Source organism: Streptomyces sp. NPDC017676 (genome assembly GCF_044329325.1).
In the GTDB taxonomy this organism is placed as follows: Bacteria; Actinomycetota; Actinomycetes; order Streptomycetales; family Streptomycetaceae; genus Streptomyces.
Window position 1 is genome coordinate 1 of sequence record NZ_JBIRJA010000043.1, and the last position, 12,880, is coordinate 12,880.

General features: G+C 65.6%; 6 protein-coding genes and 3 pseudogenes. 4 read left to right on the top strand and 5 right to left on the bottom strand.

The window, feature by feature from the left end:
- Positions 1–109 precede the first annotated feature (109 nt).
- Positions 110–481, top strand: a pseudogene (locus ACH4LD_RS42710) (helicase); the annotation flags it as partial.
- A gap of 18 nt (positions 482–499) precedes the next feature.
- Here ACH4LD_RS42710 and ACH4LD_RS42715 read toward each other — a convergent pair.
- The 4 genes and pseudogenes from ACH4LD_RS42715 to ACH4LD_RS42730 form a co-directional block, all read right to left on the bottom strand.
- Positions 500–943 (bottom strand): SUKH-4 family immunity protein, encoded by a 444-nt coding sequence (locus tag ACH4LD_RS42715; protein WP_398059801.1) that lies wholly within the window; start codon positions 941–943, stop codon positions 500–502.
- A 73-nt stretch (positions 944–1,016) separates the two neighbouring features.
- Positions 1,017–7,559: an RHS repeat-associated core domain-containing protein gene (locus ACH4LD_RS42720; protein WP_398059803.1), complete on the bottom strand. Its 6,543-nt coding sequence runs from the start codon at positions 7,557–7,559 to the stop codon at positions 1,017–1,019.
- Between the two features lie 164 nt (positions 7,560–7,723).
- Positions 7,724–8,056, bottom strand: a complete 333-nt coding sequence (locus ACH4LD_RS42725) for a LamG-like jellyroll fold domain-containing protein (RefSeq protein WP_398059804.1) — start codon at positions 8,054–8,056, stop codon at positions 7,724–7,726.
- 509 nt (positions 8,057–8,565) lie between these two features.
- Positions 8,566–8,703, bottom strand: a pseudogene (locus ACH4LD_RS42730) (hypothetical protein); the annotation flags it as partial.
- A gap of 302 nt (positions 8,704–9,005) precedes the next feature.
- Between ACH4LD_RS42730 and istA the strand changes: the two are divergent.
- Positions 9,006–10,511: pseudogene (gene istA / locus ACH4LD_RS42735) on the top strand (IS21 family transposase); the annotation flags it as partial.
- Positions 10,512–10,653: 142 nt separating this feature from the next.
- Positions 10,654–11,364, top strand: a complete 711-nt coding sequence (gene istB / locus ACH4LD_RS42740) for an IS21-like element helper ATPase IstB (protein ID WP_398059806.1) — start codon at positions 10,654–10,656, stop codon at positions 11,362–11,364.
- Positions 11,365–11,451: 87 nt separating this feature from the next.
- Here istB and ACH4LD_RS42745 read toward each other — a convergent pair whose 3' ends face one another.
- On the bottom strand, positions 11,452–11,994 hold the full coding sequence (locus ACH4LD_RS42745; protein ID WP_398059808.1) for a DUF6882 domain-containing protein: 543 nt from the start codon (positions 11,992–11,994) through the stop codon (positions 11,452–11,454).
- Between the two features lie 237 nt (positions 11,995–12,231).
- Here ACH4LD_RS42745 and ACH4LD_RS42750 point away from each other — a divergent pair, with 237 nt between their 5' ends.
- Complete coding sequence (locus ACH4LD_RS42750) at positions 12,232–12,789, top strand: hypothetical protein (RefSeq protein ID WP_398106226.1); 558 nt, start codon at positions 12,232–12,234, stop codon at positions 12,787–12,789.
- Positions 12,790–12,880: the final 91 nt, after the last annotated feature.

The window sequence follows — 12,880 nt, forward strand, 5'->3', positions numbered from 1 at the left end:
ATCAACGGCCCGAGCTACCGCCTGAAGAACCGCCTTAAGGCCATCGAGCAGGAGACCGAAGTGGCCTGACAACTGGGGACGTTCGCCCGTACGCAGCTGGGGAGAGAAGGCCGTACGCCGACACCTGCGCAGCCACGATGAGCGCCTGGTCGAGCAACTCGCCTCCCGCGCCCTCACCCACGGCAAACGCAAGGTCCACCTCCAGCGCGATAAGGACGGACGGATCGTCGGAGCCGGCGGCGAAGGTGACGGCGACGACCAGGAGCAGGACGACACCGACGCCGCGGCCGAGTCCGCCCTGCTGCACTTCTCCAGCCCACGCGACGCAGCGACCATCGCGGCCTTCCTGCGCACCCGGGTCTACCGGCCGGAATCCCTGGCCTGGCTGGAGGGCTACCAGGCCCTGCCCCGGTGGCGGAAGGAGAACGACATCACCGGCCTGCACGCCGTCCCCTACGATTATTACGCAGGAGTGGGCCTGGCCCCAACAAGTCAATCGCTAACTGAAATCACCAATTGCAATACTCCATCGAATTTCATACCAGAAGCTTCCCTCCCTGTAAGCTTGGGGGTCAATCTGACGAATCTGCGATTCAAACATATTTGCCAACTCTTCATCCTCTCCTTCATGCACCCCATCCAGCAGGGCAGATAGCATCTGAAGGCATTGAATAAAAGCAGTCAACGATGAATTGACGAAATTCGAGTAAGAGTAATCTTCGGACTCTTCGATAATCTTACCCGACTGCACATCGAGCACAAATCGCCCAAAAATCCCCGTACGTCCAATGCAAATACGGACACCCCCCTCCGACTCGTAAATCTCCAATGGCTCCACCGGCTTATACACATTAGACAAAGAGTCGGCCGGGAGATCAAGATTCTCAATTCCCGGTACTCCACGCACCTTGAAAGCAGCCATCCTCAACCTGACCTCAGTCATATTCTTAACTCCTGGAAGCGTGGTGGGCGACCAGTCTACCCTGGACGCCCACCTTAGGGATTACGATAACGCGTCAGGGGGACCTGAAGAGTTCGTCGATGGCTTTCTTCAGCGCTGCATTGCTCGCGTTCCGATCAACGCCATTCCACTTGTAACTCCAAGTGACGTTCATGTCTCGAGTCAATGCCTTGCACTTGTTGGCGCATGGTTCCCGCTCACTGTAGAGGTCTACGATCTTCCGCCCATTCGCCTGCTGAATCAGATCCTCTTCAGCATGGGCGGCTCCACTCGACCTGCCCACGAAGATAGTGCCATCCTCCAAGCGAGCAGCCCCGTAATTCCCCTTCTTGTCCTTATTGATGAGCCGCTGCAACTGGACGGATTTGCTGAGGTCGTTTTCACCGTACCCAACCTGGGAAGATGTTCCCTTTCCGCCACCACTCGCAGCACTGTCTGCTTCACGGAAGGCACGGCCGAGTTTATCCGACCCGGAGTCGAACATTTTTTTGCCGGTGGCAACTGCTGCGCCGCCTCCAGCAATTGAGGGGGCCCCAACTGGACATAGGACCGCAGTACCGCATTCAACTACACCGGAACCAGCGAGGACTACACCGCCGCCTTCACCGAGGCCACCGAAAGCGGTTTCTATGAGACCTGACCAGAAGTCGCTATTGTGCGTCAGACTGGATAGGTAGTTACCGAGGAAGGTTTCAGTGTCGCCCGGGTCAACGTTTCCTACGCAGTGCCCGTACGCACAGGCGAGGACCTGCCCATCATCGCTGACCATGGTTTGCCCATGGCCGGAGCTATTCGTATGTCCAGAGCTACTAGTGTGCGATGTGCCAGCACCGCCTAGATGGCCACCCCCCTGCCGTCGCCCGTGCTTCTTCTGCACCTCGTCGACCGTCTCTTGACCGCCGCAGATGCCGTCCTGCCCACAAACGCCCTCGCCAGTGGGATCGCTGGAGGTGACCGGCGTGTTGTTGGCATAGGCATAACCGTTGAGGGACTGGTGCTGGTCTAGGGTCAGGAGCGGGTCGACGCTGACGAACTGGCCGATGGTGGGGTCGTATTCACGCGCGCCCACGTGGGTAAGGCCGGTTGCATCGTCGGCGGGTTTGCCGAGGAACGCCTTGTCGTCGGGCCAGGACGTGGGCTTGGTGCCGCGGGGGACGCCGAAGGGGGTGGTGTAGCGCTTGGTGACCGCGTAGGTGGTGGAGTCGAGGGCGATGCTGGAGGTGCCGTGGTGGTCGGCGGCCAGGAAGCTGAGCTTGGTGCCGGAGACGCCGGAGGTGGCGGTGCGGACGGCGATGGTCTGACCGTTCGCTGTGTAGTAGCGGGTGCCCGAGAGGGTCTTGGTGGTGCCCTTGACGGTGAGGTGGAGTTCTGTGCCGGCGCCGAGGTAGAGGATGGTTTCGCCGTCGCCCTTGGCTCGGCGGATCAGTAGCTCGCCGTTGGCGTCGTAGAGGTAGCCGGTCTCCTTCGTGCTTTCGGTGAGCTTGGTCAGGTCGCCTTCGGTGTTCCAGGTCAGCGTCTGCTGGGCTGTGGGGCCGGGGCGGGAGGTGGTATTGCCGCTGTTGTCGTGGGTGTAGGTGCCGGTGCGGGCGCCTGCGATGTTGTCGAGGGTGTGCGGTTTGTTGTCCGTGGGGGCGTTGTAGGTGTAGGTGGTGGCTTTGTCGCCGGTGGTGGTGTGCTGGGTTTCGGTCTTGCGCTGGCCGGCGGTGGTGTAGGTGTACGAGGTCCAGTAGGGGGCTGCGCCGTCGATGTTGGCGGTTGTGCGGCCGGATGTGGCGCAGTCTGCGGTCTTCGGGGTCCAGGCTTCGGTCATGCGGCGGTTGCCGTCGTAGGCGAAGCACTGGTAGTCGGGCTTGGTCGTGCCGCCCTGGGTGGTGGCGTCGAAGATGGAGGTGACGTTGCCGGCGTCGTCCTGGGTGAACTTCAGCTCCTGCGGCATGTAGCCGTGCACGTCGTCGGTGACGTAGGAGCGGGTAAGGCGGCGGGTGCCTGCCTCGTATTCGTAGTTGAGGTAAGCCTTCTTCGCAGTGGGGGTGGGATCCACGCCCAGGGCGAGCTGGGTCAGATCGCCTTGCGGTGAGAAGGTTGCCCCTTGCAGGTAGCCGGTGGTGCCGCCTGCGTAGATCTGCTGGCCCAGGGCGTTGAATTTGTAGGAGACACCTTCGGAGGGCAGGCCTCCGATAGCCGGGGCGGAGTACTGGCTGACTGAGCCGTCCAGGTTGTAACCCGCGGTGAAGGACAGCTTGTTGGCAACATAGCCGTCCTTGACCAGAGGCTCGGTGTCGGACAGGAGCAGGTCGCTGCCGGTGACGTGGTACATCGCGTCGTAGCGGGTGACCTTTTCGGTGTACTGCCTGCCGGTCGAGATGGCGCCGCCGTCGTAGCGGGTGGCGCTGTCCAGCTGGCCCTTCTTCAGCGTGTCGAAGCTCCAGGCGGCGAGTTTGTTGGCGTCGGACTTGTCCGTCTGCCACATGCCCGTCTTGCGGCCCAGTACGTCGTACTCGTACAGCAGCTTCTTCGACGCGTCGTCGTTGGGCGTGGTGCTGACGACCTGGTCGAGGTCGTTGTACTCCGTTGCGCTCTTGCCCTTGTCGGGGTCTGTCGCGGTGACCTGGCGTCCGAAGAGGTCGTAGGTGTAGGACCACTTGGTCTGGTCGGGGCCGGTGATGGTCTTCTGCTGGCCTGCGGGGGTGTAGGTGTAGTCGGTGGTGGTGAAGTCGGTGCCGGTGGGTTGTGGGCCGGCGTACTCGCGGCGCTGGGTGGTCTGGCCGAGTGCGTTGGTGACCACGGCGGTCGCCTGTCCGCCGGTCGGGGCGGTGGTGGCGACGGTGTCGCCGGTGTAGGTGGTGTCGGTCGTCCAGCGGGTGACGCCGTGGACCTTGGTCTCCGCCTTCTTCGGCCGTTCCGCTCCGTCGTAGGTGGTGTCCGTCTGGATCGGAGCCTGGCCGCCGGAGATCTCCTGCGGCGTGGTGTTGGGCAGTGAGGTGTTGTCCCAGATGTCGGCGTGCTGGCTGACGGCGAGGCCGCGCGCGTCGTACTCGGTCAGGGAGATGAGCCGGCCGCCCTGGGGGGTCGGCGTCTGGACCTGGCGGGAGCGGAGCAGGGAGTCGTAGAACTCGTAGGTGGTGTTGTAGCCGGAGCCGTTGCTGCTGAGGCTTCCGGTGGAGACCCAGGACATTGCCGAACTGGTGACGTGGTAGTCGTAGACGTAGTTCGGGGACTTGCCCAGGAGTTTGAGTTGGTTGGGCAGCCAGAGCTTGGTGATGCGGCCGAGGCTGTCGTACTCGCTCTCGGTGACGTTGTTGTTCGGGTCGGTGACCTTCAGCGTCGCGCCGGTGGCGAAGTCTAGGTTCGTGGTGGTCGTGTACGTCTTGGCGTCCGCGACCGCCGTCGACGTCAGCGGGCCGCTGTCCGACGGCGTGTAGGTGGTCGTGGAGACCGCGAGGTCGTTGGTGTCGGTGACGGTCTTGGGGCGTCCGAGGGTGTCGTAGGTGGTCTTGGCCACCTTCTGCCAGGCGGGGGTGTCGTCGGCGGCGTAGCCCTTGGCGCGTCCTGCCCAGGTAGTGTCGCCCTTGGTCGGTTTCTGGGAGGCCGACCAGGTGGTGGCCGCGGTGTCGTCGTAGACCACGGCGGTGTCGGAGATGACGTCGCCGGGGCGCGTGGAGTCGGTGGGCAGGTCGAGTGCCGAGTCTGCGGTGGCGCAGGTCGCGGCGACGGTGCGGGTACGGGAGGTGAGGGAGTTGATGCCCTTGTCGTCGTTGCGGGCGTACCAGGTGCGGGTGCACTTCTCGTCACCTGTGACAGCGTCGTCGCCTTCATCCTCGACGGTTGAGGCCATGCCGTAGTCGTCGTAGGTGGTCTTGGCGGTGTGGACCCGGTCGTACGGGGTGAGCTTGCTGGTGATGTTGGTGCGGGTGTGGGTGGCGGCGGTGCGGACGTAGTACGCCTCGGTGTCCGCGTACGACTTGTGCTGGGTCGCGGTCCTCTTCGACCAGGGATCGTTGATCGTGCCGCCGACTTCCGTCGAACCGTCGAAGGTGACGGACTCGCGGGTGAAGCCCGCGTACGGCTCCGAGTCCGTGATGGCGCCGGCCTTGATGCCGGAAACGGTGACGGTCTTGCGCTGGTCAGGGTCCGGGGTCTTGCCGTCGGAGCCGAGTACGCGGTCGCCGTTCATGCCGCGCAGATAGACAGTGGTCTGTCTGCTCTGGGTTCCGGTGGAGATGCCGGTGAGGTGGGTGACCTGTTGGTAGCCGCGCCAGATGGACCAGGTGCGCTCCTTGGCGGGAGTCATCGGGTCCTCGTCGTAGTGCCACGCGCCGCCGCCGGTGTACTGGTAGCTGTGCTGCACGGCTACCGAGCCGCCCTTGGGATCAGTGTTGGAGACAGAGGAGACCGGGTACTTCTGGAACCAGTCGAGCTGTGGGTCCTTCTCGCCGTTGGGAGACCAGTACACCGGGTAGCAGCGCTTGGTGTTCTCGTCGAGCTTGGGCTTGGTGCCGGCCGCGGTGCAGTCGGCCTCCATGTACGTGACGATGGTCGCCGCGCCGGCCTCGGAGGTGACGCTCCTCAGGCGGGGCTTGTTCAGCGGCAGGATGTTGTCGGCCTGGCCGTCGACGCGGTTGGGCAGCATTATGGGGTCGAACTTGACCGGGTCGAGGGCCAGATCGGTGCCGCGCTTGCCGGTGTGCTGGATCTCGTCCAGCCACAGGGACTGGTCGGTGGAGTCGCCGGTGTCCCCGGGGTCGAGGTAGGTCTGCTGGAGCGACCAGACGTCCACCTGATCGAACCCGGGGGTGGCAGCAGCGGCGTTCCAGGCGGAGGTGGTGATGCTCGTCAGCCTCTTACGGGTGAAGAAGGTGGGGCCGACGTTGCCGGTGCATTTGTCGTCGTTCTTGCAGATGGCGTCGAAGGGGACGTCCGGCCAGTTGTCGCGGGTGTCCTCGGTCAGTGAGTCGCAGCCGGTGCCTGAGGCGAGACAGCGTTCGTCGTAGGTGAAGACGACCTTGTCGGAGGCGGCCGGGGAGGCGGAGAAGAGGGCGCCGGCGCGCTGGCCGTAGCGGATCTCCTTCAGGTAGCCGCCGCGGACGTAGTCGGTGCCGGTGTTGTCGTCGCCGAGCTTGTCGTAGTTGTTGTGCTCGGCGGTGTACCAGTAGGACGAGGCGTTGCCGTGGGTGTCCTCGACATAGTCGAGGTTCCAGCGCCAGGCCTGGTTCTTGGCGCGTTCGGCGAAGGTGTCACCGGCGCTGTAGCCGGGTTCACCGGAGTCGTCGCCGAAGACGGGGACGGTCCAGACCGAGTTGGTACGGTCGTCGGTACCCGCGCCGTCGAGTTTGTTCAGGCCGAAGACGTACTTTGTGCCGTCGCCGGTGACGACCGTCCAGTACTCGCCCTGGCCGTCGAGGCTGGTCGTGCCCTCGTCGTCGTTGTCGGCGCCGTTGGAGTGGGTGACGGTGGAGGCGTCGTCGTCCTTGAGTCGCCACGTGCCGGTCGCGTCGTCCTTGACGAGCTCGGTGGCCTTGCCGTTGAGGACGAGGGAGGCGTTGTCGTACTTCCAGCACAGGTCGTACTTGCCGTCCTGGCCATCGTCGTCGCACGAGCCGTACTTGCGCTCGATGTAGGAGGAGGTCAGGTCGAAGCCGGTGCCGATCTGGCTGCCCTGATTGTTGGAGTTGGCAGTTTGGCCGTCGACCGCGCCGGAGTCGTAGGAGATGGACAGGTCCGGCTGAGGGCCAGCCGCGGCCGGGGGGACCCGCAGGGGGTAGGACCAGGTGAAGGAGCCGGAGGAGCCGCCGGCCTCCCATGTGGAGGAGGCGGACAGGCGTGTCGCCTTGTAGGTGCCGGAGCCGGACGTCGTACCCGCGGCGAGGGCCAGCAGCATCGGCTGCGCATCCGGTGCGAGGCTCACCGGGGCCGAGATGCGGTCCCTTTCACGGTTGTTCACCGAGTCCAGGGGGAGGCGCTTGTGGCATTTCGCTGCGGCCGGGTCCTTCAGAGCGCAGTCGGGCAGGCGCGTGAGCTGGAGGCGTCCGGCCCAGTCGCCGCCGTAGGCGGAGGCGAAGGCCGAGTAGTCGATGCCGAGCCGGGCCATGCCGCCGGTGGCGGGGCCGGTGAGTTTGAGGACCACTCCCTTGACGCCGAGGGTGGTCGCTGTTTTCTGGTCGAGGACCTCGACACGGACAGTGCTGGCTGCCTTGCCCTTACCTGGGGCGGTGAGGGTCACTGGCAGGGAGCCGGGCGCGGCCTTGGTGATGCCTTTGTCCGGGAGGGTCAGCGTTGCCTTGCCGGCCTTCGGCCAGGTGACCGTCTGTTGCTGGTCGTGACGGGCCCTGGCGACTGCCGCTTGTTCGGCCTCTTTGGCCTTCTTCATCTCGGCGGCCGCCTTCTTGTTCGCCTTGGCGGTGAAGGGGCTGACCTTGGTGGCGTGCGGGGGTTTCAGGTGCGGGCGGCCCAATGGGTGGGTGTTCGCGGCGAAGGCGACGGGGGTCAGCAGGCCGGGCAGGAGAGCAAGGCCGGTGGTGGCGGCGATGCGCCGGGACCAGCGGTGTCTGGGCCCGGCTCCGCGGCCCGCAGGGGACCGGGGTATGCCAGAGGGGTTCATGACCGGTTCTTTCTACGCGGCGCCCGATCAGGCAGGAACGGGCGCATGCCGTGGAAAACGGAAGAAGGCAGAGTGAAAGAAGGGGACAAGACAGGGTTGGGGGCAGGGCCGTCACAGGGCTGCCCGCACGTTACGCAGGCAGCTCCCGTGACGACGGTGGTTTCTCAGCTGTCGGGGGTGTGCAGGACCTGGGATTGGATCTGGTCGTAAGTCATCGCTCCGGTCCAGATCCGCAAGTCCTGAAGGTCACCGGGCAGGTAGTTGCCCGTGGTACCGGCAGCGGTGCCACGCCCCAGGCTCAGCTCTCCGCTGCCCTGCTGCGGCGAGTCGAAGGTGGTGGTCGTGTCCCCGGAGGCCTGTTCCAATCCACCCACGTACAAGTGGAGCTTGCCGTAGCGGGTCTCGGTGCTGGCCCCCTCGGACGGGTCCGTTCGCTCCCAGGGCTCCTGCGCGTCGAAGACGCCAGTGAGCTGCACCCACGTGTCCGTCTCGGCCAACTCGTCGGCAGGCGCTGTCGCACTCTGCGTGACCTTCCCGGTGGAGTCGACCGCGGTGCGGGTGAACTTCCACTGGTAGGCGAGTCAGCAAGTTTCACCACCCACAGTGCCCAGGACGAGTCCGTGCTCATCCTCTGGGCGGCGACCTGTGCCTGGTAGCCGACCGGCTTCGCCGCGAGCGCCTCGGTGTTCAGGCGGACCGTCGCAGAGATCGTGAACGAGCCGGTTTCGTCGACTACCGGGCCCGTGGAGGAGGCGTACTGGGTCTTCCCGTCCAGGAGGAGTGCGTGCTCATCCTCGTTCAGGGCCGCCCCGCTGGGCAGCAGCTTCATCGACGGCACGGGGTAGGGCGTGCCCTCGGGAATCTCGCTGCCCGTGGCTGAGGTGGCGTCCCACTGCGCCACCAGCTCGTTGGCCGGTACTCCGTCCTGCTCGATCCGGGCGTCGGCGGCTATTTCCTCCGGCCGGAGCGCTCGCTGCCACACTGAAACCTCGTCCAGGAGACCGAAGTAGTACTCACCGTATGTGCCGCCGACCTTGGAGCGGCCGAACTGCAGACCCTCGGTCGCGGTCCACGGCGTGTAGGTGGAGGCCGTTTTGGACAGTTGGACCGGTTCGCCCTGGGGCTGGCCGTTGATGAATGTCAGCGGTCATGCAATTCCCCACGATCTGCATGATCAGCGTCAGCCAATTCCCCACCCTCGCGGTCACGGTTCCCCACCGGGACGCTGACCGTTGGTGGTGCCGCTGACCACGCTCGAACTGGACTGATATTCCCTGTTTTGGGTGGTTTGAGTAGCTAGTAGATCTTTCTTGCGAATCCACTGGGTTCCCCATGGGCATGCCGGTGCCGGGTTGAGGGTCCTGGCCCTCTCGGAGACGTCACGGTCCCTCGACCTGCGAACCGAGACGTCTACGGACACACCGGATGGCAAGGAGAACATTCACCGTGGTCGACATCGTCGAGATCTACGTGCACTGGTACGCGGGTCGCTCGAAGAGCCAGGTGTCCGCTTCGCTGGGGGTGGACCGCAAGACGGTCAGGAAGTACCTGGCGCCGGCGGAGGCCGCGGGGATCACCCCGGGCGGGCCGCCGATGAGCGAGACGGACTGGGCCAAGCTGATCAAGAGCTGGTTCCCGGAGCTGGCCAGCCGGAGGCTGAACCAGGTGCGGTGGGGAGAGATCGAGCCGCACCGCGACTACGTCAGGTCCCTGCTGGAGACCACCACGGTCACCACGATCCATCAACGGCTCAGGGACGAGCGCAAGTTGAAGGTGTCCTTGTCGACGTTCCGCCGCTGGGTGCATGAGAACCTGCCCGACGAGGCTGCCCGCTCGAAGGTCACGGTGCTGCGCGATGACGTCGAGCCGGGATCGGAGGCCCAGATCGACTACGGCTTCCTGGGGCAGTGGATCAATCCGACTACCGGGAAGCGTCACCGGATCTGGGCGTTCGTGATGGTGCTTCCCGCTTCGCGGCACATGTTCGTCCGTCCGGTGCTGCACATGGACCAGCACGCCTGGACGCTCGCGCATGCGGAAGCCTTCCGCTTCTTCGGCGGTGTCCCGCGGCGCCTGGTCCCGGACAACCTCAAGACCGGGGTGGACAAGCCAGACCTCTACGACCCGCAGATCAACAAGTCGTATGCCGAACTCGCCTCCCACTATGGGGCGTTGGTAGATCCGGCCCGCGCATCGAAGCCGAAGGACAAGCCCCGGGTGGAGCGGCCGATGCCCTATGTCCGCGACTCGTTCTGGAGCGGGCGCCAGTTCACCTCGCTCGAGCACATGCAAGCCGAGGCCCTGGTCTGGTCGATGAATGTCGCAGGCCAGCGGCAGTGCCGGCCGCTGGGCGGCGCGAAGCCGCTGTCGGTGTTCGAGGCGGTGGAGGCCGAGACCCTCCTGCCGCTGCCCGAGACGCCGTTCGTGCCGGCAAGATGGTCACCTGCCCTGGTGGGTCCGGACATTCACGTCAAGGTCGGCCGCACCCTCTACTCGGTGCCCTGGAAGCTCATCGGCCGCCGTGTCGATGTCCGCTCCACCGCCACCATGGTCCAGATCTTCCACGAGGGCACGCTGGTCAAGACCCACGCCGCTCTGGAGCAGGGCAAGCGCACCGACAAGAACGACTACCCGCCCGAGAAGATCGCCTTCCAGATGAGAACGCCGATCTGGTGCCGCGGCCAAGCCTCGCAGGTCGGCGACGCCTGCCGGGAGGTGATCGACCAACTGCTGGAAGTCAACGCTCTCTACCGGCTCCGCGCGGCCCAGGGAGTGCTCGGGCTGCGCAAGAAGTACGGCGACGCCCGTCTGGAAGCAGCCTGCAGAAAAGCGATCACGGTCGGGGACCCGTCCTACCGCACCGTCAAGGGAATCCTGGTCGCCGGCACCGAGACCGACCCGGAACCGGAGACCGGCGACGCCGGGGCCGCGGCGTTCCTGCACGGCCCCGAGGGCCTGTTCGCCGCCACCGTCCCCACCCAGACGCCCGGCGAGGTCCACGACGACCAGGACCGCGGTGACTCTAGGGGGCCGTCCGATGAGCGTGATGACCACTGCCCTGCGCGACTCGCTCAAGACCCTGCGGCTGTCCGGGATGCTCGAAACACTCGACGCCCGCCTCACCCAGGCCCAGAAAGGCGAACTCGGGCACCTCGACTTCCTCCAGGTCCTGTGCCAGGACGAGATCACCCGCCGAGAGTCCGTCGCCCTCGAACGGCGCCTGCGCAGAGCTAGGTTCGAGCAACAGGCCACCTTGGAGGGCTTCGACTTCAACACCTCCCCGAAGCTGCCCGCCGCCCAGATCCGCGACCTTGCCGCCCTGCGCTGGCTCCACTCCGGCGAGTCCGTCATTCTGTTCGGCCCGGTCGGCGTCGGGAAGACACACGTCGCCCAGGCCCTCGGCCACCAGGCCATCCGCCAGGGCGCGAACGTCCGCTTCGCCAAGACCAGCCGCATCCTGGCCGAGCTGGCCGGCGGCCACGCGGACCGCACCTGGGACAAGCGCATGCGCGAGCTCATCCGCCCCGACGTTCTCATCCTCGACGACTTCGCCATGCGCCAGTTGTCCCCGTCCCAGGCCGACGACCTCTACGAACTCGTCTCCGAACGGCAAGGCCGGTCCTTGATCATCACCAGCAACAGGGCACCCAGCGACTGGTATCCGCTCTTCCCTAACCCCGTCGTCGCCGAATCGCTCCTGGACCGGCTGATCAACGCCAGCCACCAGGTCATCATGAACGGCCCCAGCTACCGGCCCAACAAGCGGCCCAAGAACCCCATCGACAAGAACGGCGCAGCCTCATAGTCGGTCGCCCAGCCGATTCGCCGCTCTCGGTGCCTGATCGCTCGCAAGGCCAGGCACCGAGGCTTTCAAAGCGGCAGGCCCTGTCCGCTAGTTGATATTGATGTTGAATGTGGACGTGCTGCCGTCTGCCATGGCCAAGGTGACTGACCCGAAGGTGATCATCACCATGGAGTTGCCCCCGGAACCCCGATAAAAGCCGGTCGCCTCCGTGACCCTCACGGCCAACGCCGCGAGCGTCGCCGCCACTTGCTCATCAGCATCGATCTGCGGCTCGGCCAGAGCCTGGTGCCCATGGGCCTCGGCCCAGTCCCGAACGCTCCGGGCGTCGTGGCTCAGTTCGGGCAGGATGCTCTTGTTCGCCCATGCCCACACCCACGAGCCCGACGAGGGGCTGAAACTGCCGAGGATCTGAGCAGGCGCCGTCGCTGTCTTGTCGGGGAAGGTCCAGGTGATCAGGCCAGTTGTCTGATCCAGTCCCCAGCGGTCCGCCGAGCCCAGCCCCCAGGACATGTGAGCACCGGCGAGCTGATCAATCATGTCCTCCCCCTGCAGCAACAACGTGCTCAGGTCAACGCTATCCATTGGCTGACCAGCCCCCTCGGACTTGTCGACCCGCTTGAACAAGCTCATGCCGCGAAGTTAACCAGAGGCCGCCACAGCCGCAGCCCCCTCCAACGCGGACAGTCTCACCCTCAGCCGACCAGCTGGGGAATTACATGATCAGGGCGGTGGGGAATTACGTGATCGTCCACAGTTTCAGGGCGTCCAGCGCTGGTGGGCCTCGCAGACGGGCGTACGGCACAGCTTCAGGTGAGAGACGACGATTCCATGCACCGACGCACCGTCCTTGGTGGCGCCGTCGCCGCGATGGCAGCCCCCATCGTGGCCACCGTGCCGGACACGCACGACACGACCGGCGGACAGGCCGCCGCCCTGCGGCTGACCACGAGCGCCTACCGCAGACTCGATGGCACCACCCCCTCCCGGGACCTCGCCGACGCGGTAGAAGGCCATATCCGGCTCATCCAGACCATCACCCGCACCGCGACCGGCGATGCGGACCGGGCCCGGCTGGCCGCCGTGGGCAGCGAGGCCGCCTCCTTCGCAGGCTGGCTCGCGTGGGACAAGGGCGACCATGGGTCCGCCCGCTCCTGGTACGGCGGAGCAGTCAAAGCCGCACGCACCTCCGGAGACCCGCTCCTGACCGCGTACCAGATAGGCACGCTCGCCCAGTTCGAGGCCCACGCCGGCAACGGCGTGGAAGCGCTGAACCTCGCCCGCCGCGCCCGGCGGGTGCTTAGCGGCAAACGCCCGGCCGTCGCCGACGCATGGCTGCTGAGCGTCGAAGCCCTCGGACACGCGGCAGCCGGCAACCGACGCAGCGCCGACCAGGCCCTGACCGCCTCCCGTACAGCGGCGCAGTGAGCTGACCCCGGTTTCGTGGAGTCCCTGAAGCCAGGCATATGATTCTGGCCCGAAGGAGAACCACGAGCAGTGCCAGCACCACGCAAATACC